This window comes from Nocardiopsis akebiae (genome assembly GCF_018316795.1).
In the GTDB taxonomy this organism is placed as follows: Bacteria; Actinomycetota; Actinomycetes; order Streptosporangiales; family Streptosporangiaceae; genus Nocardiopsis; species Nocardiopsis dassonvillei.
Genome location: NZ_CP074132.1, coordinates 5155937 through 5181831 on the forward strand (window position 1 = coordinate 5155937; position 25895 = coordinate 5181831).

Below are 25895 nucleotides of genomic sequence, written 5' to 3' on the forward strand. Positions count from 1 at the left end.
AACAGTCTTGCGAGAGATTGCCCGGACGGCCGCTCGCTGATCCGAAAGCCTCAGCGGAACACTTCACAGCTGCCGGGAACGGGCCGGGGCCGCGACCCGGCGGTCGCGGCCCCGCGCTCCCTCTGGCGTGCGCGTGTCAGACGCGCGCGATGGCGCTGCACAGCGCCTTGAGCGAGGCCGTGGTGATGCTGCTGTGGATGCCCACTCCCCACACCACGCGGCCGTCGATCTCGGCCTCCACGTAGGCGGCGGCGCGGGCGTCGCCGTCCCCGCCCATGGAGTGCTCCACGTAGTCCATGACGCGGACCTTGACGTCGACGCCGGTCAGGGCGTCGCAGAACGCGGAGATGGGGCCGTTGCCGGTGCCGGTCAGCTCGCGGATCTCACCGTTGACCCGGGCGTCGGCCTCGATCCGGTAGGTGCCGTCGCTGTCGGTGGTGGAGCGGTGCGCCAGCACCGCGACCGGGCCGCCCTCGGCCAGGTAGGTCTGGGAGAAGATCTCCCAGATGCGCCCGGCGGCGAACTCGCCGCCCTCGGCGTCGGTGAACTTCTGGATGACCTGGGAGAACTCGATCTGGAGGCGCCGCGGCAGGTCCAGCGAGTGGTCGCGCTGCATGATGTAGGAGACGCCGCCCTTGCCGGACTGGCTGTTGACCCGGATGACCGCCTCGTAGTTGCGGCCCACGTCCTTGGGGTCGATGGGCAGGTAGGGCACGTCCCAGACGTACTCCTCCACCGGGGTCCCGGCGTCGGCGGCGGCCTCCTGCTGGGCGGCGAAGCCCTTCTTGATGGCGTCCTGGTGGGAGCCGGAGAAGGCGGTGTAGACCAGGTCGCCGCCGTAGGGGTGGCGCGGGGCGACCGGCAGCTGGGTGCAGTGCTCGACGGTGCGGCGGATCTCGTCGATGTCGGAGAAGTCGATCCTGGGGTCCACGCCCTGGCTGAACAGGTTCATGCCCAGGGTGACCAGGCAGACGTTGCCGGTGCGCTCGCCGTGACCGAACAGGCAGCCCTCGACGCGGTCGGCCCCGGCCATGACGGCCAGCTCGGCCGAGGCCACGCCGGTGCCGCGGTCGTTGTGCGGGTGCACCGAGACGACCACGTGCTCGCGCCGGGACAGGCTGCGGCTCATCCACTCGATCTGGTCGGCGTAGACGTTGGGCGTGGAGCGCTCGACGGTCGCGGGCAGGTTGAGGATGATCTCGCGGCCCGGGCCGGGCTGCCAGACGTCCATGACGGCCTCGCAGACCTCCAGGGCGAAGTCCAGTTCGGTGTCGACGAAGATCTCGGGCGAGTACTCGTAGCCGAAGTACTCGGTCTCGCCCAGGTACTGCTCGGCGAAGCGCATGACGTGCCGGATGCCCTGGACGGCGATGTCCTTGCAGGCCTCGCGGTCCACGCGGAAGACGACGCGGCGGAAGGTGGGCGCGGTGGCGTTGTACAGGTGCACGGTGGCGCGCCTGGCCCCGACCAGGCTCTGCACGGTGCGCTCGATGAGGTCCTCACGGGCCTGGGTCAGCACCGAGATCTGCACGTCGTCGGGGATCGCGTCGCCCTCGATCAGGGAGCGGACGAAGTCGAAGTCGGTCTGGCTGGCGGCGGGGAAGCCGACCTCGATCTCCTTGTAGCCCATCCGCACCAGCAGCTCGAACATCTCGCGCTTGCGGGCGGGGTCCATCGGCTCGATCAGCGCCTGGTTGCCGTCGCGCAGATCCGTGGACAGCCAGCGCGGGGCCTCGGTGATGCTCTTGGACGGCCAGGTGCGGTCGGGCAGGTCCACCGGCGCGAAGGGCTTGTAGCGGTGGAAGGGCATGGGGCTGGGCTTCTGCTGCGGCACCATCTCGGTGGCTCCTCGGGTGGATCTGGCGCTTGGTCATGGTCGACCAGGACAAGCCGAAGTCCCGCGGCGAGGGAGCCGACCTTTTAACGACCCCCGCCGCGGCCGCTAAGGAGAAGCAGCTCGCGCAGCATAACGGTCCTCACGCTAGCAGACGGCCCGCCGGAACTGGTACCCGGTGTCCACATGTCGGGATGCGCGTCACATGACCTGGGAATCCTCGTCACGGAGGGCGCGCCGGGCGGAATCCGTCCCTTTACCGGTACCTCGACCTCAAGAGAACGGCGGGGTGTCTGTAACATTTTCGGTGAACCCTTCAGTGCTAGGGGGGTTGTTCCAGATCCCGTCGACGGGACCCGGGGTGCGGCCAACACCCGAGGCCGTCGCCGGCAGCGCGGTCACCGCGCGCCGGCGGCCGGGCCGGTCCCGTCGACGGGATTTCGCGTCAGGCGTCCAGGACCGGGTAATCGGTGTAGCCGCGGTGGTCGCCGCCGTAGTAGGTTGCCCGGTCGGGAACCGCGACGGGAGCGCCGGTCCTGATCCTGGCGGGCAGGTCGGGGTTGGCGATCCAGGCCGAGGCCATCGCCACGGCGTCCGCCCGCTCCTCGGCCAGGACCGCGGCGGCGGGCCCGGTGTCGGTGCCGGAGGCGGGGTTGAGGACGAAGGTCCCCGGCCACTCCTTGCGCAGCGCGTCGGTGTACTCGGCCGAGGCCGACTCCGTCAGGTGCAGGTAGGCGAGCCCGGGACGGCCGCGCAGCCCGTCCAGGAGCGCGAGGTACTGCTCCAAGGGGTCGCTCTGGCTGATGCCGTTGAGCCTGCTGGCCGGGGAGACGCGCAGGCCGACGCGGTCGGCGCCGACGGCCTCGACGACCGCGTCCACCGCCTCCAGGGCGAAGCGGGCGCGGTTGGCGGCGCTGCCGCCGTACCCGTCGGTGCGCCGGTTGCTGCCGTCGGAGAGGAACTGCTCGATGAGGTAGCTGTTGCCGCCGTGCAGCTCCACCCCGTCGAAACCGGCGGCGATCGCGTTGCGCGCGGCCGCGGCGTGGTCGGCGAGGGTCTGGGCGATGTCGGCGGCGGTCATCTCGCGCGGCACCGGGTGCGCCAGCTTCTGCCTGCCGTCGTACATGGACGCGCCCGAGGCGACGGGGGACGGAGCGACGGGCAGGCCGCCGTCGGGGTAGAGGCTGGGGTGGCCGACCCGGCCCGAGTGCATGATCTGGGCGAAGATGTGCCCGCCGCGCTCGTGCACGGCGTCGGTGACGCGCCGCCACGCCGCGACCTGCTCGTCGCTGTGCAGGCCCGGGGTGTCGGTGTAGCCCTGCCCGCGGACGCTGGGCTGGACGCCCTCGGTGATGATCAGCCCGGCCGAGGCGCGCTGGGCGTAGTACTCGACGGTGATGTCACCGGGCACGCCCCCGCGGCAGCGCGAGCGCGTCATCGGGGCCATGAACAGGCGGTTGGGCAGGTGCAGGCGGCCGATCCGGACGGGATCGAACAGGTCGCTCAAGGCGGACTCCGTGGTGTGCGGGTCGGGAGGGGCCGTGCCCTCGGGAACGCACTCACGTTAGGAGGAACCGCCGCGGGGCCGTCGACCGGGTACGCACTTCGCCAGGTCGAGCACGCGCGCCGCCGCCCCGGGGCCGGTGTCGACTGTCCGGGTTCCCGGAATCCGGGGCACGGCCGCACAAGAAAGACATGCCTTTCTCACGTCGATATATACGGAGGCTGCCGTGACCAAGGTTCTCATCGATGTCGATGACGAGGCACTCACCGGAGCCGCCGAGCTGTACGGGACGAAGACCGGGAAAGACACGGTGAACACAGCCCTGCGGGACGCCGTGAAGAGACTTGGCCGCTCCGCGGCGCTCTCCGAGATGCGCGAGCTCGCGGCCGAGGGTGGAGTGGACCTGGAGGCCCTCTCCGACAAGAGGAACTGTCGCCGGTGAGCCCAGCCCGCTACCTCGTGGACACGAGTGCCCTCGCGCGTGTCTGCGAGCAGGCAGGCTCTCCGGAGTGGGACGACGCGATCACGAACGGAGTGGTCGCGGTCTGTCCCGTGACCGAACTGGAGTTCCTGTACAGTGCGCGGTCCGTCAGTCACCGAGATCGCATCGTGTCCCTGCTCAACAGGATGCTCCTTCCTGTCGATCTGGATGACAGGGACTATCGACGGACGTGGGAGGTCCAACGCGTCCTCACCTCACGAGACGAGCACCGCAGCGCTGGCCCCGTGGACCTCTTGGTGGCCGCCTGTTCCGAACTCCCCGGCTCACACTGGTGCACTGCGACAACGGCTTCGAGACGATCGCCCGCGTGACAGGGCGGAGGACCTGTCGTACCGGCCCCAAGTCCGGAACCTGGTTCACCACCTGGTGGCGTGCGCACCAGCACCGTGTCGGCGAGGGGACGCCCAATGCTGCTGAGGCCTCCGGCCCCGGGCGGCGCGCCCGGGGCCGGGGCGGTCAGAAATCCCCCTGGCAGGCCTGCTGGACCTTGCCCTGGCCGAAGGACTCCACGTAGGTCTCGTCCGGCGCCAGCTCCAGGTAGCCGTCCGTCTGGGCCCCGTAGACCAGCACCGGGTCGGTGCCGTTCCACTTGAACTGCAGTTGGCAGTCCTGCGTGGCCTCGTAGGTGGCCCACCAGAACCCTTCGGAGTCCGGCGGCGTGATCCTGAGTTCGTCACCGGGCAGACCGCTCTCCGCCAGGAGTTCCTGGAACTCCTCCTCGGACCCGTTCTGGGAGGAACAGGCGGAGGAGGCGAGCGCGACGGCCGTGAGGGCGGCCGCAGAGAGGAAACGCGCGTGGGGGGACATGCTTTTCCAACTTCCGAGAGTGCCGACGACGGCTCCGTTGCGTTCTCCCGCTCCCTGGCACGGCGGCTCCGTCGTCAAGGTGACTCCACGTTTGCGCAGGTGCGGGCGGGAGAAAACGCACGTCGCGAAACACTCCGGACACAAACCTGTAACGGCGGGTTCACCTGTGTCCGGTGTGCCCCGTTTGGTCCACTGTGGCAGGCGTTCCGCACGGGGCACACCCGCGGTCAGGCCCCCGGGACCGGCTCGAACTCGCGGACCGCGTCGATCGCGGGCCCGTGCGGCGTGTTGGCCTCGCGCTCGATCATGATCTCCACGAGCACAGGCCGCGACGTGGCCTGGGCCTGCTTGCGCGCCCACTCCAGGGACTCTCGGATCTCACCGGGCTCCACGACGCGGCGCCCGGAGCACCCGTAGGCCTCCATGAGCTTGACGTTGTCGGTTCCGTACTCGTCGTAGTGGATGTCCACCTGGTAGTTCATGTCGAACGGGATCGAGGCCTGGCGGATCAGGCCCAGGTACTCGTTGTTGAGCATGATGATGACGTAGGGCACGTCGTACTGGGCGGCCACGGCCAGTTCCTCGACCATGTACTGGAACCCGTAGTCGCCGACGATCCCGACGACCTCGGCGTCCGGCTCGGTGTCCTTGAGCGCCTTCTTGACGCCGATCGCGGCGGGGATCTCCCAGCCGAGCGGGCCCGCCTGGCCGCAGATCTGGTAGTGGCGCGGCTTGTACGCCTTCTGGTGCTGGCCTCCCCAGATCTGGTACAGGCCGATCGCGGTGACGAAGTAGGTGTCCTCGCCGAAGACCTCGTTGATCTCCTTGTAGACGCGCGGCGCCTTGACCGGGACCGTGTCGAAGTCCTCGCGGCGGGTCAGGGTGGCCTTGAGTTCGGCGACCCGGTCGATCCAGGGCCGCACCCGGGCCCTGGCGCCGCGGGCGCGCGCGGCGGCGAGCAGCTCGCGCAGGAACAGCCGCGCGTCGGAGACCACGCCCAGGTCGGGCTCGAAGACCCGGCCGATCTGGGTGGCCTCGATGTCGACGTGGATGAACCTGCGCTCGCCCCGGTAGACGTCGATCTGCCCGGTGTGGCGGTCGGCGAAGCGCGCGCCCACCGCCAGGACCAGGTCCGACTCCAGGAAGGAGGCGTTGCCGTAGCGCTGGGAGGTCTGCACGCCGGTCATGCCCGAGTACAGGGGCGAGTCCTCGTCGAAGGAGCCCTTGCCCATGAGGGTGACCTGCACCGGAACCTGGAGGTGCTCGGCCAGCGCGCGCAGGTCGTCGGAGGCCTCGGCGGTGATCACGCCGCCTCCGGCCAGGATCAGGGGGCGTTCTGCCTCCAGCAGCATGTCCAGCGCGCGCTCCACCCGGGGCTGGTGCGGCTCGACGGCGTTGACCTTCAGCGGGGCGTCGATGGCGGGGTCGTAGTCGATCAGCCGCCGGGCGACGTCCACCGGGATGTCCACCAGGACGGGGCCGGGGCGCCCCTCGCGCGCGATCCGGAACGCCTCGCGGAAGATCCAGGGAGCGGTGGCGGCCTCCTTGACCTGGACGGCCCACTTGGTGACGGGCTTGGCGATCTCGACGATGTCGACCGCCTGGAAGCCCTCCTTGTCCAGCAGGTCGGTGCGCTGCTGGCCGGTGATGCACACGATCGGGACCGAGTCCGCGATGGCCGTGTACAGGCCGGTGATCATGTTGGTCCCGGCGGGGCCGGAGGTGCCGATGGCCACGCCGACCTTGCCGGTGGTCCGGGACCAGCCGTCGGCCATGTGGGTGGCGCCCTCCTCGTGGCGGACGGTCAGGTGCTCGATGCCGCCGACCTGTTCCATCGCCTTGTAGAGGGGCAGGATGGCCGCGCCGGGGCAGCCGAAGGCCGTGTCGACGCCCTCGTCCTTGAGGACCTCCACGACCGCGTTCATCGCGGGCATCTGTGGCATGGGAAGCGAACCCTTCAGTGCTAGGGGTGCTGGTGGCTGTGTGGTGGTGAAGCTGGGTGCTAGGGGTGGTGCCGCGGTGCCGCTGGGGTGCGGGAGAGCCCGCGGGTGGGCCCGGACGGCGCGCGGGCCGTGTCCGCCGGTGCGGCCAACACCGGGACGGACGGCTCGGGGCCGGGTGCGGGCGCTCGCGTCCGGAAAGGGACGGTCCGCTACTTCTCGGAGCGGTCGGAGAGCTGCTCGACGATCTTCAGCAGCGCGGAGTGGTCGAGGCCGCCGTGGCCCTGGTGCTTGAGCGCGCCGACGTACTGCGCGACCTGCGAGCCCAGCGGGATCGCGACCCCGGCGGCGCGCGCGGAGTCCGTGACGATGCGCATGTCCTTGTCGTGCAGGGCGATCCGGAAGCCCGGGGTGAAGTCGCGCGTGCGCATGGCGGCGCCCTTGCGCTGGAGCACGGTGCTGCCCGCGAGCCCGCCGCCCAGGACCTCCAGGCCGGACTCGGTGTCCACCCCGTGCGCCTCCAGGAAGACCAGGGCCTCGGCCAGGAGCTGGATGTTGCCCGCGACGATGAGCTGGTTGGCCGCCTTGACGGTCTGGCCGGAGCCGCTCGGGCCGACCAGGACCGGGGTGGTGCCCAGGACGTCGAAGAGCGGCCGGGCCGCCTCGAAGTCCTCCGCGGCGCCGCCGACCATGATGGAGAGCTTGGCCTCGACCGCGCCCGCCTCGCCGCCGCTGACGGGGGCGTCCAGGACGCGCAGGCCGCGCTCGGCCCCGGCCCCGGCCACCGAGCGGGACACGTCGGGGCGGATGGTGCTCATGTCGATGACCAGGGTGCCGGGCTTGACGCTCTCGAAGACACCGCCACGGCCGAGCATGAGCTCCTCCACGTCCGGGGAGTCCGGGACCATGGTGATGACGGCGTCGGCGTCGGCGACGGCCCCGGCGACGCTGCCCCCGCGCAGGCCGCCCTCGGCGACCAGCGCGTCGACGCGCTCGGGGCTGAGGTTGTGGCCGGTCACGGTGTACCCGGCGCGGACGAGGTTGACGGCCATGGGCAGACCCATGATCCCCAGGCCGATGAAGGCGATCTTCTTGACGGGCACGAGGGCCCCCTTCGTGACTGGTGTGCGGCTGGTGCTGTGCTGCTGGTGCCGTGCGGCTGGTGGCGGGGTTCGCGGCTGGGGGATCAGTTGAGCCAGCCGAAGCTCTGGGCGCTGGGCACGGTCGGCTTGTACTCCAGGCCGACGAGCCCCCCGTAGCCCCCGGTCTGGGCTGCGGTGAGCAGTTCCTCGATGGGCAGCCGTCCCGTGCCGGGCTCGCCGCGCCCGGGGGTGTCGGCGATCTGGATGTGTCCGAACTCGGCGGCGTGGTCGCGGACCGCGGCGGCGAAGTCGTCGCCGTTGACGGCGAGGTGGTACAGGTCCGCCAGGAGGGCGACGTTGTCCGCGCCCGCCTCCCCGGCCCGGGCGACGAAGGCGAGCCCGTCCGCGGCCGTGGTCAGGGGGTAGCTCTCGGCCCCGCTGATGGGCTCGATGAGGACGGTGCCGCCGACCGCCGCCACGGCCTCGGCCGCCGCGACGGTGTTCTCCAGGGCGGTCCGGTCCTGTTCGCCGGGGTCCACACCCGGCTGGCGCAGGCCGTAGAGGGCGTTGAAGCCCGTGGCTCCCGTGCGCTCGGCGATGCGCACCACGGCGTCGATGTTGGCGCGGAACTCGGCGCTGCGCGAGGGGTGCGAGAGCACGCCGCGGTCGGGGCCGGGCAGCTGGCCCGCGAAGAAGTTGAGGCCGCTGAGACGGACACCCGCCCGGTCGAGGGCGGAGACGAAGGCGTCGACCTCGTCCTTGGGCGGGGTCGGGCTCTCGAACGGCCACCAGAACTCGACGGCGTCGAAGCCCGCCTCCCGCGCCGCCCGGGGGCGGTCGTTGAGGGGGAGCTCGGTGAACAGCAGCGAGCAGTTCACCGTGTACCCCAGGGTGTGGCTCATACCTTGCCTCCAGCATCTACTTCCACAATATGGAAAGTAGTTTTCGCTTTAAGGAATGATTGAAGTGTGTGCCGGGCCACCCCCGCTTGTCAACCACTCCGGAGACCGACCCCCTCGCACCCCCGACGCCGCCCCGACCCCACCGGCCCCGCGAACCCCCCGAAGCCCGGCCCGAACCCTGGGTGACGACAAGAAGGTCGGACCTTCTTTGTGCTCGGACACAGATCGGGTTATTTTTCGCAGATCTCCCCTTGCGAGTGTTGACAAGGTCACACTCGCATCAACTAGAGTCCCCCCAATCCGTAATACGGAATTAGCTATCTGCACTACGAAAATCCTTGGCGGGGCCACGGCGGTACGCAGTCCCACGGACGGGAACCCGGGGTCCGCGCCAAGTCAGGGGAGACCACATGAGCACCCCGGAGGAGCCGCAGAGCGGGTCCGACCCCGGCCTGGCCCGCCTGAACGCGCTGCCCGAACAGGAGCTGCGCGCCGCGCTCGCGCAGTGCCTGGACGTGGACCGCTGGGTCGCGGCCGTCGCGTCCGAGGCGCCCTTCCCCGACCGCGCGGCCCTGCTGGCCTCGGCCGACGGGCACGCGCGCGCGGTCACCGCCGACGAGGTCGCCTCCGCCCTGGCCCGCCACCCCCGCATCGGGGAGAAGGCCGAGGGCGCCGGCGCAGAGGCCGCCTGGTCTCGCGGGGAGCAGTCCGCCTTCGCCTCCGGCACCGACGACGCCTCCGTGCGCGTCCAGCGGATCTTCGCCCACGCCCAGCGCGAGTACGAGGACAGGTTCGGGCAGATCTACCTCGTCTGCGCGAGCGGGCGCTCCAGCCGCGAACTCCTCGCCGACCTGGTCGCACGCCTGTCCAACGACCGCGGCACCGAACTGGCCGTGGTCGGCGGGGAGCTGCGGCGGATCGCCGGACTACGCCTCGTCAAACTCCTGGAGGACGCATGAGCCACGTCACCACCCACGTCCTGGACGCCGCCCTGGGCAGCCCCGCCCGCGGCGTGCCCGTGCGGCTTGAGGCCGCCGACGGCGCCGGGTCCTGGCGGACGGTCGCCGAGGGCCGCACCGACGACGACGGGCGCGTGCCCGACCTGGGCCCCGACCGGCTCCCCGCGGGCTTCCACCGGATCGTCTTCGACACCGGCGCCTACTTCGCGTCGACCGGCCAGCACGGCTTCTACCCCGAGGTCGCCATCGTGTTCGACCTCGCCGACGAGGACGCCCACTACCACGTCCCGCTGCTGCTGAGCCCGTTCGCCTACTCGACCTACCGGGGTTCCTAGACCGGCGGGCGCCACGCGTCCTCCCCCTGGGCACCACCCACACAGACCACCGCGGCGGCACGGCCGACCGGGAAGGGAGCGGCGGGCAGGAGATCCTCGCCGGCCAGGGCAAGCCTGAATCTTCGAGTGCGCGACAGGTCCTTCCGCACGACCACAGCGGTCCTCCCTCGTAGCACTGCGCCACGGCGCGAACGATGACGACTTCACGCATCACACGGATGGAGTTCACCCTGATGGGCATCCGACTCGGAGACAACCAGTACGGCAAGGCCGAGGTCCGCCTCGTCCACGTCGACCGCGACACCGACGTGCACCGGATCAAGGACGTCAACGTCACCTCCCAGTTGCGCGGAGAGCTGGAGACGGTGCACACCCTCGGCGACAACAGCACCTGCCTGCCGACCGACACCCAGAAGAACACCGTCTACGCCAAGGCCCGCGAGTGGGGCGGCGTCGGCGCCGTCGAGGACTTCGCGCTGCGCCTGGCCCGCCACTTCGTGGACGAGCACGAGTACGTGCACGGGGCCCGCCAGGAGGTGCAGGAGTACTCCTGGGAGCGGATCCAGACCTCCTCCGGGCCGCACGACCACGCGTTCTCGCGCAGGGGCGCGGAGACCCGCACCGCCGTCGTCACCAAGACGGGCGGCCGGGAGTGGGTGGTCTCGGGCTTCGAGGGGCTGTCCGTGCTCAAGTCCACCGGCTCGGAGTTCCACGGCTTCCCCAAGACCAGGTACACGACGCTGCCCGAGACCACCGACCGGATCCTGGCCACCGACGTCACCGCCCGCTGGCGCTACGTGGGCGTGGAGCACGACTTCGACAAGGCCTACGCCTCGGTGCGCGCCCTGTGCCTGGACGCCTTCGCCCGGACCCACAGCCTGGCGCTGCAGCAGACCCTCTACGAGATGGGCAAGGCCGTCCTGGAGGCGCACCCGGAGATCGCCGAGATCCGCTTCTCCATGCCCAACAACCACCACTTCCTGGTGGACCTGTCCCCGTTCGGCCTGGACAACCCGAACGAGGTCTTCTTCGCCGCCGACCGGCCCTACGGCAAGATCGAGGCCACCGTGGAGCGCGACGACGCCCCCGAGCCCGGCGACGCCTGGAAGACCGTCCCCGGCTTCGTCTAGGCAGTGTTCTTTGGACCCCCGCTTCGCTTCGGTCCGTGTCCGAGCGCCCGAACCACCCCCCACGAGCTGAGGCGGGTTCAAAGAACAGCCCCCGGACGACGCCATCGGGGCGGCAGCTCCCGGCGCCCCGGACAAGCCCTGTCCCGCCCCGTGTCCGGGCGCTCCCCGGTGAGCGCTCCGTCGGGTGCCCCGCGGGCGGGACCGCCCTCTCCTCGCGGTCCCGTCCGCGGCCCCGGCACCCCGCCGGGCACGCGCACCGACACTCCCGCGACCCGCGCGCACAGCCGTGCCACGGGCCCTGGCCCGCCGCGGCGGGCCCTCCCCGGCCCCGGCGCCCCCTGACGGAGGTGTCGGGCCGGTGCGACACCACCGGGCCGCGTGCCCGAGAGTTCGGCCCCCTCCGGGGCGGCCGCCGATCGCAAAGGCTGGAAACTGGCCATGTCGAACAGTCCGTCCGCGAAGGACTCGGCCACAACGAACGCCGCCTCCTCCCCCCGCCCCGAGGACGAGAAGCTGCCCGCGCGGCTGCTCCTGGTCTACGGGCTCCAGCACATCCTCACCATGTACGCCGGCGCGGTGGCGCCGGCCCTCGTCATCGGCGCCGCCGCCGGGCTCGCGAACGACCCCGCCGCCATGGGCATCCTCGTCAGCGGCGCGCTCCTCGTGGCGGGGTTCGCCACCCTCATGCAGACCGTGGGCCACCGGCGCGTCGGCGCGCAGATGCCGATCGTGGTGGCCTGCTCCTTCGTCCCCGTCAGCGCCATCACCTCCCTGGCCGCGGGGCAGGACGGCGAGAACCTGCCCGTGGCCTTCGGCGCCTCCCTGGCCGCCGGGCTCTTCGCCCTGGCGCTGACGCCGTTCTTCGGGCAGCTGATCCGCTTCTTCCCCCCCATCGTCACGGGCACCATCATCACCGTCATCGGCGTCAGCCTCATGCCGGTGGCGGCGCGGTGGATCATGGACGGCGGCGTCCGCAACCTGGAGGACGGCTCCGCGGTCCCGGCCGCGCCCCTGGCCAACCTCGGGCTGGCCGGGCTCACCCTGGGGGTGATCGTGCTCGGCTCCCGGGTCCTGCCCGGTATCTGGGGGCGCCTGTCCATCCTCCTGGGCCTGCTCGTGGGCACCCTGGTGGCCGTCCCCCTGGGCATGGCCGACTTCAGCCGGGTGGGCGAGGCCGACCTCGTGTTCGACCCGACCTCGGTGTTCTACTTCGGCGCACCCCGGTTCGAGGTCGCCGCGGTCGTCACCATGTGCGTCATCATGCTCGTGGTCCTGACCGAGGGGGCCTCGCACATCATCGCGGTCGGTGAGATCACCGGCTCGAAGGTGGACGCCAAGCGCATCTCGGCGGGCCTGCGCTCCGACGTGAGCGGCTCGCTCATCGGACCGATCTTCAGCGCCACCCCCACCAGCTCCTTCGCGCAGAACATCGGACTGCTGGCCCTGACCAAGGTGCGCAGCCGCTACGTGGTGGCCACCGGCGCGGGCATCCTCGTCGCGCTGGGTATGTTCCCGGTGCTGGGCGGCGCCATGGCGGCCATCCCCACGCCCGTGCTCGGCGGCGCGGGCCTGGTTCTGTTCGGCAGTGTGGCCGCCAGCGGCGTCAAGACCCTGGCCAAGGTGGACTTCACCGACAACCTCAACCTGGTGCTGGTGGCCGCCTCCGTGGGCGTGGCGGTCATCCCGCTGGCCTACCCCACCTTCTACGCGTTCCTGCCCGAGTCGGTGGAGCTGGTGGCGCACTCGGGCATCATCGGCGCGGCCGTCGTGGCGATCGTGCTCAACGTGTGCTTCAACGTGGTCGGCCGCGGGGGCTCCGCCGCCCCGGCCGAGATCGACGCCGAGGAGATAGGCAGCGCCGGTCCCGGGGAGGCCAAGTACACCGACCAGGCCCGGGAGGCCTACCGCGACGGGGGCTCCGAACCCCTGGACAAGCCCCGGGCCTGATCCGTCGCCGGGCCGGGGGCCGCGCCCCCGCCCTCCGGAGCCGGTGTCCGCGGGATACCCGCGGACACCGGCGTTCCGTTCAGGGCGGCTGAATGGTATGCCTGAGAGGGTGACCGACTGGGACCTTCGCAAACTCCGCGTCCTGCGCGCCCTGGAGGAGTTCGGGACCGTCCGGGCCACGGCGGAGGCCTTGTGCATGACCCCCTCCGCCGTGTCCCAGCAGCTCTCCTCCCTCTCCCAACAGGTGGGGGTCGCCCTGCTGGAGGCGCACGGGCGGCGGGTCCGCCTCACCGACGCGGCGCACGCACTGCTGCGCCACACCGACATCGTCCTGGCCCAGCTGGAGCGGGCCGAGGCCGAGCTGGAGGGCTTCGCCCGGGGCGAGGCCGGGCACGTGCGCGTGGGCGCCTTCGCCACCGCCATCCCCAGCCTCGTGGTGCCCGCGCTGGGCGCCCTGCGGCGCGCCCACCCCGGCCTGACCACGCGGGTGCACCAGGCCGAGGCGGCCGAGGTCTACGACCTGTTGTCGGCGGGCGAGATCGACGTCGGCCTGTCCCTGGCCGCCGAGGCCCCCACCGGCCACGACGGGCGCTACGACCGGCGAGAGCTGCTCACCGACCCCCTGGACGCGGCCCTGCCCGCCCACCACCGACTGGCCGACTCCCGCGCCCTGCGCCTGCGCGACCTGGCCGGGGAGCCGTGGATCTACGGGGCGTCGGGCCCCTGGCGCGACATCACCGTCGCCTCGTGCGCCCAGGCGGGGTTCGTCCCCGAGCAGGCGCACGTGGCCTCCGACTGGAGGGCCATCCTGGACATGGTGGCGGCGGGCATGGGCGTCGCGCTGGTCCCCCGGCTGGCCGCCGCGGACGGCACCCCCGGGGTCAGTCTGCGGGTGCTGCGCTCCGACCAGCCGCGCCGCCACGTGGTCTCCGCCGTGCGCTCCGGGGCGGGCGGGCGCCCCCAGGTCGCGGTGGTGCTGCGCGCCCTGGCCGACACCGCAGCGGACCTGGGCGGCCCATCTGTTCAGCTCAACTGAACAGAGTGATCAGAAACTTTCGCTGGAAGTAATCATTTTCTCTTGGGACTCTGGACATGTCCGACACGTCCACTTTTTCGGGAGAGACATGAGCGGGGCCCAGCCCACCGATCCGCGTGCCTACAACGCCCGGCCCTACGCGGGCGGCGACCCCTACGCCGACTACCGGGGCGCCGACCTGGACTTCTCGGCCCTGGTCGACCTGGCCGACCGGCGCCTGGGCGCCGGGGTCGTGGCGGCCAACGACGAGTTCTTCGCCCAGCGCGAGAACCTGCTGCTGCCCGGACCGGCCGTGTTCGACCCGCACGCCTTCGGGCACAAGGGCAAGGTGATGGACGGCTGGGAGACCCGCAGGCGCCGCGGCGTGAGCGGCGACCAGCCCCACCCCGCGGCCGACGACCACGACTGGGCCCTGGTCCGCCTCGGCCTGCCCGGCCTGGTCCGCGGCGTGGTGGTGGACACCGCGCACTTCCGCGGCAACCACCCCCGCGAGGTCAGCGTCGAGGCCGTCCACCTGGAGGGCACCCCCACCACCGACGAGCTGCTCAAGGCGGAGTGGACCGAGATCGTCCCCCGCGCCTTCGTGTACGGGCACGCCGCCAACGCCTTCGAGGTGGACGCCGGGCGCCGGTGGACCCACCTGCGCCTCAAGCAGTTCCCCGACGGAGGCGTGGCCCGGCTGCGCGTGTACGGCGAGCCCGTGCCCGACCCCGACTGGCTCACCGCCCTCGGCGGCTTCGACGTGGCCGCCCTGGTCAACGGCGGCATGGTCGAGGACGCCTCGGACCGCTTCTACTCCTCGCCGGACAACATCATCGCCCCCGGCCGCTCGCAGAAGATGGACGACGGCTGGGAGAACCGGCGCCGCCGCGACACCGAGCACGACTGGGTGCGCTTCCGCCTCACCGCCCAGGCCACCGTCCGCGCCCTGGAGCTGGACACCGCCTACCTCAAGGGCAACGCGGCGGGCTGGGTGGCGGTCCTGGGGCGCGACGCGCACTCCGACGCCCCCGACGCGTGGTTCGAGATCGTCCCCCGCACCCGGCTGGAGCCCGACAGCGCCCACCGCTTCGTCCTGGACACACCGGTCACCGCCACCCACGTGCGCACCGACGTGTACCCCGACGGCGGCATCGCACGCCTCAACGTCTTCGGCTCCCTGACCACGGCCGGGGCCGAACGCCTCCGCGACCGCTGGCACCAGCTGCGGGGCTGACACCCGCGCGAACGACCGGGCCGCCGCCGGGAACGCCCCGGCGGCGGCCCGTCGCCGTTCCTACCGGCGGACCAGCATCCGCCCGGCCCTGTCCCCGGGCCCCACGTCCCGGCCGCGCAGGACGGTGCGGCGCACCCGCCCGAGCAGTTCGGCCCCGTCATAGGGGCTCACCGGGTTGCGGTGCTCCAGCGCGCGCACGTCCACCCGGAAGGACTCCTCCGGGGCGACCACGGCGAAGTCGGCGTCGGCGCCCTCGGCGATGGCGCCCTTGCCGAGCAGTCCGGCCACCCGCGCGGGCCCGGACGACATCCACCGCACCACGTCCGCCAGGGAGCCGCCACGGCGGCGGGCCTCGGTCCACACCGCGGAGAAGCCCACCTGGAGGCCGGACACCCCGCCCCACGCGGTGCCGAAGTCGCCGGTGTCCAGGTCCTTGAGGTCGGGGGTGCTGGGCGAGTGGTCGCTGACCACGCAGTCGATCAGCCCGTCGGCCAGCGCGCGCCACAGCAGGTCGCGGTTGGCCGCGTCCCGGATGGGCGGGCAGCACTTGTACTGGGTGGCCCCCGCGGGCACGCCCTCGGCCTCCAGGGTGAGGTAGTGCGGGCAGGTCTCCACCGTCAGCGGCACGCCCTCGGCCCTGGCCCGGGCGATCAGCGGCAGCGCGGAGGCGCTGGACAGGTGCAGCACGTGCGCGTGGGTGCCGGTGGCCCTGGCCACGTCGATCACCCGGGCGATCGCCTCGTTCTCGGCGGTGTCGGGCCGCGAGGCCAGGAAGCCCGCGTAGTCGCGCCCGGCCGCGGGCGGCGCCCCCTCCAGGACGCCGGGATCCTCGGCGTGCACGATGAGCCGTCCGCCGAACTCCCCGATCGCCTCCGCGGCCGAGTACAGCTCCTCCGGGGACAGGTGGCCGAACTCCTCCACCCCCGACGGGGACAGGAACGCCTTGAACCCGAACACCCCGTGCTCCCAGAGCGCGGCGAGCTCCTTGGTGGCTCCGGAGCGGCTGTTCTCGGGCACCGCCCCGCCCCAGAAGCCCACGTCCACGGCGAGCTTGCCCTCGGCGGCGGCCCGCTTGGCGTCGAGCCCGGCGACGGTGGTGGTCGGCGGCACGCTGTTGAGCGGCATGTCGACCAGGGTCGTGATCCCGCCCAGGGCGGCGGCCCTCGTGGCGGTGGCGAAGCCCTCCCACTCGGTGCGCCCGGGCTCGTTGACGTGCACGTGGGTGTCGACCAGGCCGGGCAGCAGCACCTCGTCCTCGGTCAGGGTGATCTCGCGGCGGGCGATGAGCGGCGCGGACTCCCCCTCCAGGACGTTGACCACGCGCCCGTCGCGCACCCCGACGGTGACGGGCCGCTCCCCCTCGGGGGTGAGGGCGCGGCGGGCGCGGACGGCGAGATCGTGCTGGGTCATCTGCGTCACTGCTCCTGTCCCACCCGTCGGCCGGCCAGGTCGACGAGTGTGCGGGTGTCGGTTCCGGCGGCGTCGGCCACCTCGGCCTCGTCCAGCGCCCCGCAGCGTACCCCGCTCACCAGGGCGGCGGCCAACGCCTGGGCCGTGGCGGGCTCGTCCAGCACGCCGCCGGACACGGCGCCGAGGTAGGCGCGCAGGCGCACGGCGGCGGGCGCGAAGGCCTCGCGGTAGAAGACGTAGGTGGCCAGGTAGCGGGTGGGCAACTGGTGCGGGTGCAGGTCCCAGCCCTGGTAGAAGCCGCGCTCCAGGGAGCGGCGGACCAGGGAGGCGTGCAGGTGCCAGGCGGCGTGCACCTCCTCGGCCGAGCCCACGGGCAGCACGTTGGTGGAGCCGTCGGAGAGCCACACGCCCGTTCCGGCGGCGGCCACCTGCATGACGGCCTTGGCGTGGTCGGCGACCGGGTGGGCCATGCTCTGGTAGGCGGCGGTGATCCCGCAGGCGGCGCTGTAGTCGTAGGTGCCGTAGTGCAGGGCGCTGACCCGGCCCTGTCCGGCGCCGATCATGCGGGCGACGGCCACCGTGCCGTCGGGGAGCAGGACCGACTGCGGGGTCTCGATCTGCAACTCGAAGCGCAGCCGCCCCTCGGGCAGCTCCAGGCGCCGCTCCAGCTCCTCGGTGAGCCAGACCATCGCCTCGACCTGCTCCACGGAGGTGATCTTGGGCAGGGTGAGCGCGAGCCCGTCGGGCAGGCCGCCCAACCCCTCCAGGAGGGTGTGCAGGAACAGCGCGAGGCTGCGGGCGCCGCGGGCGCGTCCGGCCGCCTCCATGCCCTTCGTCCGGACGCCGAGAACGGGCGGGGCCTGTCCGGCTTCGATGTCGGAGCACAGGGCACGGGCGGCGGCGACGGTGTCTCCGTCCTCCCGCGCGTCGCCCCGGTCGCCGTAGCCGTCCTCCAGGTCCACGCGCAGGTCCTCGACCGGCTCGCGGACGAGCTTGTCCCGCAGGCGGGGCAGGACCCCGGCCACGGCGTCCTCGTCCACACCGGTGGCTGCGGCCAGTGCAGCGGCGTCGGGCGCGTACTCGTCCAGGCTGCGCAGGGCCGCCTCGCCCCACTCCCGGACCAGGCCGGCCCGGACGCGGTCCGCGGGAACGTAGACGGTGTGCACCGGCTGGCGGGCGCCGGAGGAGCCCGGGTAGTCGCGCACGAGCCGGGCGTCGGCGTCGGCCAAGCGGGCGTTCAGCCCGGCGGTGAGCACGTCCAGGCCGAGATCGGGTTCCCTGCGGCGGTTCTCGGACCGGTCCTGTTGCACGTGTATGTCCCCTCCCAGGCTAGTTTTTCCTATCGTGGATATTAACTTTTGCTATCCGGAATAACAAGGGAGCCCGAGGTGTCCAAGATCCCGGGACGCAGGTTTCCGGACCACCGGAACACCGCCGTTCCACGTGCTATAGAAGACAGTGAGCCGGAAACCGTCCTCCCCCGCGGAGGCAGGACCCCGAACCCACGGCCCTCAGCATGGGAGCACGATCCTTGTCAGCCCCACAGACCTCTCTACACCCTGAAGAACAGGGCAAACGCGGACGCCCCGGCGGCGTGCAGTCCCTCGACCGCGCCTTCTCACTGCTGGAGATCATGGCCGAGGCGGGCGGCGAGACCTCGCTGAGCCAGCTGGCCGACTCCTCGGGGCTGCCCCTGCCGACCATCCACCGGATCATCCGCACCCTGGTCGGCAACGGTTACGTGCGCCAGCTGCCCTCCCGCCGCTACGCGCTGGGACCCCGGCTGATCGGGCTGGGCGACAAGGCCTCGCAGATGCTGGGCACCTGGGCCCGCCCGCACCTGGCGCAGCTGGTGGAGGACCTGGGCGAGACCGCCAACCTCGCCATGCTCGACGGCGACAAGGTCGTCTACGTCGCGCAGGTGCCCTCGCAACACTCCATGCGCATGTTCACCGAGGTGGGGCGCCGCGTGCTGCCGCACTCGGCGGGCGTGGGCAAGGCGCTGCTGTCCCAGCTCGACGACGAGGAGGTGCTGGCCACGGTCCGCCGCACCGGCATGCCCGCCGCCACCGACCGCACCATCACCGACCCCGACGCCTTCCTCGCGGAGCTGCGCCGGGTCCGCTCACAGGGCTTCGCCGTGGACGACGGCGAGCAGGAGGTCGGCGTGCGCTGCGTGGCGGTCCCCGTCGCGGGCGCGCCCTCGGGGATGGCCGTGTCGGTGTCGGGCCCCGAGGCCCGGGTGAGCTGGGAGTTCGTGGACCGCGCCGCCCCCATCGTGCGGCGCTGCGCCGCCCTGCTGGCCACCGACCTCAACAACCAGACATGACGAACCGGGCCGGGGTCCCTCCCGGCCCGGCCCGTTCGGCGCGCCCCCGCGCACCCGGCCGACGGCGGTGCCCGCACGCGGCACCGGCGGCCCCGCGGTCAGCCCGTCAGGTGGGCTGGTCGAAGCCCAGCTTGCGCAGCTGCTTGGGGTCTCGCTGCCAGTCCTTGGCCACCCGCACCCGCAGGTCCAGGAACACCCGGCGGCCCAACAGGGCCTCGATCTGCTTGCGGGCCCGCGAACCCACGTCGCGCAGGCGCGAGCCCTTGGAGCCGATCACGATCGCCTTCTGACTGGAGCGCTCCACGTACAGCGACGCGTAGATGTCCACCAGCTCCTTGCCCGGACGGGTGTTCTCGCGCTCGTACATCTCGTCCACGACCACCGCGATGGAGTGCGGCAGCTCGTCGCGCACGCCCTCCAGGGCCGCCTCGCGCACCAGTTCCGCCACCAGCATCTCGTCCGGCTCGTCGGTGAGGTCGCCGTCCGGGTACAGCGGCGGCCCCTCCGGCAGGTGCGAGCACAGCACGTCGGTGACGGTCTCCAGCTGGAAGCCCCCCCGGGCCGAGACCGGGACGATGTCGGCCCAGTCGCCCAGCTCGTTCACCGCCATCAGGTGACGGCCCACGGCGTCCCGGTCCACCAGGTCGGTCTTGGTGACCAGGGCGACCACGGGGGTGTTGGTCTGCTCCGCCAGCTCCTTGGCGATGTAGGTGTCGCCCCGCCCGATCGGCTCGTTGGCGGGCAGGCAGAACGCGATCACGTCCACCTCGACCAGGGTGGACCGCACCAGCGAGTCCAACCGCTCACCCAGCAGGGTGCGCGGCTTGTGCAGGCCGGGCGTGTCCACGATGATCAGCTGCGCGTCGGGCCGGTGCACGATCCCGCGCACCGTGCGCCGAGTGGTCTGGGGCCGGTTGCTGGTGATCGCCACCTTCTGCCCGACCAGCGCGTTCATCAGGGTGGACTTGCCCACGTTGGGGCGGCCCACGAAGCACGCGAAACCGCTGCGGAAGCCCTCGGGGTGGGAGGGCGTCTCCAGCGGTACGCGCAGCTTCTCCAGGTCGAGCTCGTTCATGGGTCCTTCTCAGCGCCGGGTGATGCTCGCGGGCACCCCGTCGGGGGCGGCGATCACCACCACCTGGGTCTTCAGGTCGTCCGCCACCGCGCGGTCGTCCTCGGTCAGCTCCGCGGCCTCGGTGACCACCACGGCGGCCTCCAGCGCGGTGGCCTCACCGGAGACCGCCGCGGCCACGGCCGCCTGGAGCGCGGACAGCCGGAGCGAGGGCAGCGACACCGTCGTGGCCACGTACGTGCGCCCGGTCTCGTCGCGCACCGCCGCGCCCTCCGCCGCCGCGTTGCGGGCCCTGGAGGCCCGCGCGAGCGTGATGAGCTTGCCGTCCTCGGGGCCGAGCCCCGTCGTCTCCGTCACTGCTCCGTACTCCTCACGTCGTCGTCGCCCTCCTCCGGCGCCGCTGCGGCGTCGGCGGGCAGGCGTTCCACCAGGACCGTGGTCATCCGGCTCCGGCGGCTGCTCTTGCCTTCGAGGGTGAGTCGGAGACCAGCGTATTCGGCCCGGTCCCCTCCCACGGGCACCCGGCCCAGGACGAACGCCACGAGTCCGCCGACGGTCTCCACGTCCGCCACGTCCAGGTCCCGGTCCGGGAACAGCTCGTCCAGCTCGCCCAGCGGCAGGCGGGCGGTCACCCGCACCCGGTCCGCGTCGAGCCAGGCCACCGGCGGGATCTCGTGGTCGTACTCGTCGGTGATCTCACCGACGATCTCCTCCACGATGTCCTCCAGGGTCACCAGGCCCGCCGTGCCGCCGTACTCGTCGATCGCCACGGCGACGTGGTTGCGCTGCTGCTGCATCTCGCGCAGCAGCTCGTCGATGGGCTTGGTGTCGGGGACGTAGTTCGCCTGGCGCATCACGTCGCCCGCGGTGAGCGGCACCTCGTCGTCGGTGCCCGCGGCCGCCGCCCAGCGGTCCCGCAGCTGGTACACCAGGTCCTTGAGGTAGACGATGCCGACCACGTCGTCCTCGTCCTCACCCGTCACCGGGATGCGCGAGTAACCGCTGGCCAGCGCCAGGGTCAGCACCGCGTCGGCGTCGGCCCCGCGGCTGGTGAACACGATGTCGGGGCGGGGCACCATCACCTCGCGCACGGGCGTGTCGTCGAGCTTGAACACCGAGTGGATCATCTGGCTCTCCTCGGGGTCGATGACCTCCCCCCGCTCGGCCAGGTCCACGAGCTGGCGCAGCTCCACCTCGGTGCTGAAGGGGCCCTCGCGGTCGCCCTTGGCGCGCGGAGTGAGCGCGCGGCCCGCCCCCACGAACAGCTGGGCGATGGGGCCCACCACGACCTGGACCGGGTAGACCACCGCCGCGCTGGCGCGCGCGAAGGCCCCGGAGAACTGGCGGCCGAGGATGCGCGGCGCGATCGCGATCAGCACCGACTCCACCACGACCATCGCCGCGGCGGTCAGCACGAGCGCGGGCCAGCCGAGCCCCAGCAGGAACACCATGCCCACGGCGGCGGCCAGCACCGCGCAGACCTCGCACACCACGCGCAGGAACAGCAGCACGTTGAGGTGGCGGGTGGGGTCCGCGGACACCCGCTCCCAGCGGCGCCCGGCCTTGGCCACGCGCTCACCGGGGCTCGCCTCGGGCAGACCCACGGACATCACCCGGGTGACGGCGACCTCCGCGGCCACCAGGAAGCCCGCGACGGCGGTCAGCACCAGGGCGACCGCGAACGCGCTGATCCACTCCACGGGCTCACCGGTGGTCAGCGGGGCGATGTCAGGCCAGGCCGACGGAGTCATCGGGCGCTCTCATCCCCCTCGGCCCCGGCCGCCTCGCGCTCGCGCCAGGCCGCGAGGATCTCGCCCTGGAGGCCGAACATCTCCTTGTGCTCCTCGGGCTCGGCGTGGTCGTAGCCCAGCAGGTGCAGGATGCCGTGCGTGCACAGCAGGTCGATCTCCGCCTCGGTGCCGTGCCCGGCCTTCTCGGCCTGGCGCTCGGCGACCTGCGGACAGATGATCACGTCACCCAGGACGCCCGGCTCACTCGTGCGGCCGGGGCCGCCGGGGCGCAGTTCGTCCATCGGGAAGGAGAGCACGTCGGTGGGGCCGGGCTCGTCCATCCACCGCACGTGCAGGTCGGCCATCGGCTCCTCGTCCACGAGCACGACGGACAGCTCGGCCAGCGGATGGACGCGCATGGCGTCGAGCACGTGACGGGCCAGACGGGAGAGCCTCTCCTCGTCCACGGTGGTGACGCCGGACTCGTTGGCGACGTCGATACTCATGGTTGCGGCTGCCTTACCTAGGGATCGCGGGGCCGGGCGGCGCGCCCGGCCGGTGGTGCGGCGCGCCGGTCCGGCGCGCCCGCGGCAACCGAACCGGTGGACCCGCCTGCGGCGGGTCCACCGGTTCGAACGCCGTGGGGTCGTGCTCCCCGGGCCGTCTCGGCTCCGGCGGGACACCCCCCGTCTCAGTCTGCCTGTTCCCCGTCACCGGCGCTCCCCGGCTCCGCCGGGGTGTCGGGGGCACCGCGGCGCGCGGACCCGCGGCGGGAGCGGCCGCCCCCGGCGGACCCCCTGCCGTCCCGGGCGTCGCCCTGGGCGGCGTCGTAGCGCCCGTAGGCGTCCACGATCTTGCCGACCAGCTTGTGCCGGACGACGTCCTCACTGCTCAGGCGGCAGAAGGCGATGTCGTCGATGTCACGCAGGATGGACTCGATGGTGCGCAGACCGCTGGTCTGCCCGCCGGGCAGGTCGACCTGGGTCACGTCGCCGGTGACCACGATCTTGGAGCCGAACCCGAGCCTGGTGAGGAACATCTTCATCTGCTCGGGCGAGGTGTTCTGGGCCTCGTCCAGGATGATGAAGGAGTCGTTCAGGGTACGGCCGCGCATGTACGCCAGCGGCGCGACCTCGATGGTCCCCGCCGCCATGAGCTTGGGGATGGAGTCGGGGTCGAGCATGTCGTGCAGGGCGTCGTAGAGCGGGCGCAGGTAGGGGTCGATCTTGTCGTAGAGGGTGCCGGGCAGGAAGCCCAGCCGCTCACCGGCCTCCACCGCGGGGCGGGTGAGGATGATCCGGTTGACTTCCTTGTCCTGGAGCGCCTTGACCGCCTTGGCCATGGCCAGGTACGTCTTGCCGGTACCGGCGGGACCGATGCCGAACACCACCGTGCGCTGGTCGATGGTGTCGACGTAGCGCTTCTGGTTGAGCGTCTTGGGACGGATGGTCTTGCCGCGGTTGGACAGGATGTTGGTGGTCAGCACGTCCGCGGGGCGCTCGGCGCCGGGCGAGCGCAGCATGTGGACCATGCGTTCGATGGTGTCGGGGGTGACGTGGGTGCCGCTCTTGGCGAGTTCGATCAGCTCCTCGACGAGGCGGACCACGACGGCGGTCTCCTCCGGGGAGCCGCTGATGGTGAACTCGTTGCCGCGCACGTGGATGTCGCTGTCGAAGGCCCGCTCCAACGCCCTGAGGAGTTCGTCCCTGGAGCCCAGCAGGCTGACCATCGTGTGCTCGTCGGGCACCACGACCTTGACCTGGGTGTCCCGCGGCGGGTGCGTGTGCGTTGTCTCGGACATGGTGAGGCCGTGCGGCCGCTGTCCCTACCCTTCGGTCGGGCGCCTGCCCGACCCCTGCGGGAGGCGCACCTGGTGGACGGTCCCGGCGCCGCGGACGGCACCCGGTCGGAGCTTGCGCGCCGGTGTTCCCAACGGTCACACCGAACCCTCGAAGCCCACAACGACGAGTCTACCAAGCTGTCTCCGCCCGACTCGATCCGTTATCTCCGCCTGTGGACGGCGTCCGGGAGGGACGGGGTCGGGGGCGTCCGCGGGCCGGACCGGACCGGTTCCGCGCCTCCTACCCGGGGGGCCAGTTGAGCCCGCGGCCGCCGAGCAGGTGCCCGTGGAGGTGGAAGACCGTCTGCCCGGCGCCGCTGCCGGTGTTGAACACCAGCCGGTAGCCCTGGTCGGCGACGTCCTCGTCCGCGGCCACCTCGTGCGCCACCCGGACGATCTCGTCGAGCAGGCCGGTGTCCGCCGCGGCGGCCTCGACGGCGTTGGCGTAGTGCTCGCGCGGGATGACCAGCACGTGCGTGGGCGCCTGGGGGTTGATGTCGCGGAAGGCGACCGCGCGCTCGCTCTCGCGCACGATCTCGGCGGGCACCTCCCCCTTCACGATCTTGCAGAAAAGGCAGTCGTCCTGGACCATCGCTCACCTTGATTTCCGTCTGCGCGGCCGAGGGAACGGCCGCCTTCCCGGTTTCGTCCGGGACCATGATGCCGCAGGTCGCCGTCGGGCGGGCCGACGGCGGAAGGCCTGCGGGGCACCGCGGGCGAGCGGGTTCGGCAACGCCCGGCGTCCCGGGCGCGATAGGCTTTCCACCCGTGCGCGCCAGGTCGTCGGCTCCGTCCGGCCCCGGCCATATTCCCGCGTGTTCGGATTGAAACGCACGTCTACCTGGAAAAGAAGAGGTATGCCCTTTCGTAAACCCCGCGACAAGGGTGTGCGTCGAACTGATGTGACGACAGAAACCATGGTGGCCGGTGCCACCACGGCACCGCTCTCGGTGGAGTGGGACGCCGACCACGCCGTGACGGAGCTCTACCGGGAGCACTACCGTCCGCTCGTTCGGCTCGCCGCCCTGCTGGTCCGCGACCACGCGACCGCGGAAGAGGTCGTCCAGGACTCGTTCGTCGCCATGCACGGAGCGTGGCGCCGCCTGCGCGACCCGAACAAGGCCCTGTCCTACCTGCGCCAGGCCGTGGTCAACAAGGCCCGGTCCGTGCTCCGCCACAGGGCGGTCGTGGAGAAGCACGCGCCCAAGGCCCTGCCCGACGCCCCCAGCGCGGAACACGGCGCGCTGAGCCTGTTGGAGCGCGAAGCCGTCATCCGCGCCCTGCGCAAACTACCCACCCGTCAGCGAGAGGCCATCGTGCTCCGGTACTACGGCGACCTGTCCGAGGCACAGATCGCGGACGCCATGGGGATCAGCCGGGGCGCGGTGAAGAGCCACACGTCCCGCGGTATCTCCGCGCTCCGCTCTGTTCTGGAGCAAACGACATGACCAGCCCCACGAACCCCACGAACGACCCGTTCGAGGAGCAGCTGCGCCACCTGCTCAAGGCCGAGGCCGACGCGGTCACGACCTCTCCCGAGGCGTTGAACCTGATCCGTGAGCGCACCGAGCGCAACCGCGGTTCGGCCTGGTTCGGTATGCCCTGGCTACGTCCGGCGGTGGCGGTGGCGGGAGCCGCCCTGATCGCCGGATCCGTGGTCATCTCCAGCCCCCAGGTCCGCGACCACGTGCTGGAGATCGTCCCCGCGGGCGCAGACCGCGAGGGCGCGCCCGCCGGGGAGGAGGGCGAGGGCGGCGGTGTGGCCGCTCCCGAACCCTCCACCGGCTCCGTGGACGGCACCACCCAGCAGGGGGAGGAGCCGCCGCGCGACCCGGCCTCCTCCCCCACTCCGGAGGACGACGAGGAGGAGCCCGCTCCCTCCGAGGAGGGCGTGACGGCCGCCACCACGTGTCCGACGCCCGAGGAGCCCGTCTCCCCGACCCCGTCCAGCTCCGAGGAGGAGAAGGACGAGAAGGCCGCCTCCGAGGAGGAGTGCGAGCCCACCGACGAGCCCAGCAGCGGCGCCGGCGACGGGTCCACGGGTGAGGAGGGCGGCGGCGACAACGGCGGTGGGACCGGCGGCGAGGAGCCCTCCGGCGGCGGTGACGGCACCGGCGGCGAGGGCGGCGGAACCGGAGGCGACGGAACCGGCACGGGCGGCACCGGCACCACCGGGGGCGACAACGGCGCCAAGACGGCTCCCGGCAGCTGACACGCCCCTCCGAGGCGGCCCGTCACCGTCGCGCGTCGGGGCCCCGCTCCCCACGCGCGGGAGCCGGCCACAAGAGCACGTGAGAATGAGAAGAGGCGCCCGGACGTA

The 25895-nt window shown here is 72.1% G+C and carries 25 protein-coding genes; 11 read left to right on the forward strand and 14 right to left on the reverse strand.

All coding sequences use genetic code 11. The features are described 5' to 3' along the window. Positions 1–136 precede the first annotated feature (136 nt). Together leuA and KGD83_RS22095 are read right to left on the reverse strand one after the other, a co-directional pair. The gene (leuA, locus tag KGD83_RS22090) at positions 137–1837 is read right to left on the reverse strand and encodes a 2-isopropylmalate synthase (protein WP_212640978.1); all 1701 of its coding nucleotides are present in this window, start codon (positions 1835–1837) and stop codon (positions 137–139) included. A 442-nt stretch (positions 1838–2279) separates the two neighbouring features. After that, positions 2280–3341, reverse strand: a complete 1062-nt coding sequence (locus tag KGD83_RS22095) for an alkene reductase (RefSeq protein ID WP_212640979.1) — start codon at positions 3339–3341, stop codon at positions 2280–2282. 223 nt (positions 3342–3564) lie between these two features. Between KGD83_RS22095 and KGD83_RS22100 the strand changes: the two genes are divergently transcribed. Then, positions 3565–3780, forward strand: coding sequence for a type II toxin-antitoxin system VapB family antitoxin (locus tag KGD83_RS22100; RefSeq protein WP_212640980.1), 216 nt, complete (start codon positions 3565–3567; stop codon positions 3778–3780). 17 nt (positions 3781–3797) lie between these two features. Continuing rightward, complete coding sequence (locus KGD83_RS29175) at positions 3798–4151, forward strand: PIN domain-containing protein (RefSeq protein ID WP_338036963.1); 354 nt, start codon at positions 3798–3800, stop codon at positions 4149–4151. 145 nt (positions 4152–4296) lie between these two features. On the opposite strand, the gene KGD83_RS22105 is transcribed toward KGD83_RS29175, so the two are convergent. From KGD83_RS22105 to KGD83_RS22120, 4 genes are all read right to left on the reverse strand, one after another. Next, a complete protein-coding gene (locus KGD83_RS22105) occupies positions 4297–4647 on the reverse strand; it encodes a hypothetical protein (protein WP_212640981.1) in 351 nt (116 codons plus the stop codon). Positions 4648–4874: 227 nt separating this feature from the next. Continuing rightward, positions 4875–6590, reverse strand: coding sequence for a glyoxylate carboligase (gene gcl, locus KGD83_RS22110; protein WP_212640982.1), 1716 nt, complete (start codon positions 6588–6590; stop codon positions 4875–4877). Positions 6591–6799: 209 nt separating this feature from the next. Next, positions 6800–7690, reverse strand: coding sequence for a 2-hydroxy-3-oxopropionate reductase (locus tag KGD83_RS22115; protein WP_212640983.1), 891 nt, complete (start codon positions 7688–7690; stop codon positions 6800–6802). 83 nt (positions 7691–7773) lie between these two features. Continuing rightward, the gene (locus KGD83_RS22120) at positions 7774–8571 is read right to left on the reverse strand and encodes a hydroxypyruvate isomerase family protein (RefSeq protein WP_212640984.1); all 798 of its coding nucleotides are present in this window, start codon (positions 8569–8571) and stop codon (positions 7774–7776) included. A 410-nt stretch (positions 8572–8981) separates the two neighbouring features. Here KGD83_RS22120 and uraD point away from each other — a divergent pair, with 410 nt between their 5' ends. From uraD to alc, 6 genes are all read left to right on the forward strand, one after another. Next, positions 8982–9530 carry a 2-oxo-4-hydroxy-4-carboxy-5-ureidoimidazoline decarboxylase gene (gene uraD, locus KGD83_RS22125; protein WP_212640985.1) on the forward strand — a complete coding sequence of 183 codons (549 nt, stop codon included), beginning with the start codon at positions 8982–8984 and terminating at the stop codon, positions 9528–9530. Continuing rightward, positions 9527–9865, forward strand: coding sequence for a hydroxyisourate hydrolase (gene uraH / locus KGD83_RS22130; RefSeq protein WP_212640986.1), 339 nt, complete (start codon positions 9527–9529; stop codon positions 9863–9865). The genes uraD and uraH overlap by 4 nt, the downstream gene beginning before the upstream one ends. A 233-nt stretch (positions 9866–10098) precedes the next feature. Beyond that, positions 10099–10995, forward strand: coding sequence for a factor-independent urate hydroxylase (pucL, locus tag KGD83_RS22135; protein WP_212644556.1), 897 nt, complete (start codon positions 10099–10101; stop codon positions 10993–10995). A 438-nt stretch (positions 10996–11433) separates the two neighbouring features. Further along, positions 11434–12942, forward strand: coding sequence for a nucleobase:cation symporter-2 family protein (locus KGD83_RS22140; RefSeq protein WP_212640987.1), 1509 nt, complete (start codon positions 11434–11436; stop codon positions 12940–12942). 97 nt (positions 12943–13039) lie between these two features. Continuing rightward, positions 13040–13978 (forward strand): LysR family transcriptional regulator, encoded by a 939-nt coding sequence (locus tag KGD83_RS22145; protein ID WP_249351991.1) that lies wholly within the window; start codon positions 13040–13042, stop codon positions 13976–13978. Between the two features lie 88 nt (positions 13979–14066). Then, a complete protein-coding gene (alc, locus tag KGD83_RS22150; protein WP_212640988.1) occupies positions 14067–15194 on the forward strand; it encodes an allantoicase in 1128 nt (375 codons plus the stop codon). A gap of 60 nt (positions 15195–15254) precedes the next feature. Here alc and allB read toward each other — a convergent pair whose 3' ends face one another. Further along, entirely contained in the window at positions 15255–16604 is a 1350-nt protein-coding gene (gene allB, locus KGD83_RS22155; RefSeq protein ID WP_212640989.1) for an allantoinase AllB, read from the reverse strand. A gap of 5 nt (positions 16605–16609) precedes the next feature. Next, the gene (locus tag KGD83_RS22160) at positions 16610–17914 is read right to left on the reverse strand and encodes a DUF6986 family protein (RefSeq protein ID WP_212640990.1); all 1305 of its coding nucleotides are present in this window, start codon (positions 17912–17914) and stop codon (positions 16610–16612) included. A 284-nt stretch (positions 17915–18198) separates the two neighbouring features. Between KGD83_RS22160 and KGD83_RS22165 the strand changes: the two genes are divergently transcribed. Beyond that, positions 18199–18933, forward strand: coding sequence for an IclR family transcriptional regulator (locus tag KGD83_RS22165; RefSeq protein WP_212640991.1), 735 nt, complete (start codon positions 18199–18201; stop codon positions 18931–18933). A 106-nt stretch (positions 18934–19039) separates the two neighbouring features. Here the strand turns inward: KGD83_RS22165 and era are convergent, their stop codons facing one another. The 6 genes from era to KGD83_RS22195 all read right to left on the reverse strand — a co-directional run bounded on the left by era (position 19040) and on the right by KGD83_RS22195 (position 24167). Next, positions 19040–20008 carry a GTPase Era gene (gene era / locus KGD83_RS22170; RefSeq protein WP_212640992.1) on the reverse strand — a complete coding sequence of 323 codons (969 nt, stop codon included), beginning with the start codon at positions 20006–20008 and terminating at the stop codon, positions 19040–19042. A 9-nt stretch (positions 20009–20017) separates the two neighbouring features. After that, complete coding sequence (locus KGD83_RS22175) at positions 20018–20362, reverse strand: hypothetical protein (RefSeq protein ID WP_047870134.1); 345 nt, start codon at positions 20360–20362, stop codon at positions 20018–20020. Then, a complete protein-coding gene (locus tag KGD83_RS22180; RefSeq protein ID WP_212640993.1) occupies positions 20359–21756 on the reverse strand; it encodes a hemolysin family protein in 1398 nt (465 codons plus the stop codon). Before KGD83_RS22180 ends, KGD83_RS22175 begins: the two co-directional genes overlap by 4 nt. Then, positions 21753–22241, reverse strand: a complete 489-nt coding sequence (ybeY, locus tag KGD83_RS22185; RefSeq protein WP_013151760.1) for an rRNA maturation RNase YbeY — start codon at positions 22239–22241, stop codon at positions 21753–21755. Before ybeY ends, KGD83_RS22180 begins: the two co-directional genes overlap by 4 nt. 185 nt (positions 22242–22426) lie before the next feature. Beyond that, positions 22427–23536, reverse strand: a complete 1110-nt coding sequence (locus KGD83_RS22190) for a PhoH family protein (protein WP_212640994.1) — start codon at positions 23534–23536, stop codon at positions 22427–22429. Between the two features lie 280 nt (positions 23537–23816). Next, a complete protein-coding gene (locus KGD83_RS22195) occupies positions 23817–24167 on the reverse strand; it encodes a histidine triad nucleotide-binding protein (protein ID WP_212640995.1) in 351 nt (116 codons plus the stop codon). A gap of 325 nt (positions 24168–24492) precedes the next feature. Here KGD83_RS22195 and KGD83_RS22200 point away from each other — a divergent pair, with 325 nt between their 5' ends. Further along, positions 24493–25023 (forward strand): SigE family RNA polymerase sigma factor, encoded by a 531-nt coding sequence (locus KGD83_RS22200; protein WP_013151757.1) that lies wholly within the window; start codon positions 24493–24495, stop codon positions 25021–25023. Beyond that, a complete protein-coding gene (locus KGD83_RS22205; RefSeq protein WP_212640996.1) occupies positions 25020–25787 on the forward strand; it encodes a hypothetical protein in 768 nt (255 codons plus the stop codon). The genes KGD83_RS22200 and KGD83_RS22205 overlap by 4 nt, the downstream gene beginning before the upstream one ends. The last annotated feature ends 108 nt before the right edge of the window (positions 25788–25895 follow it).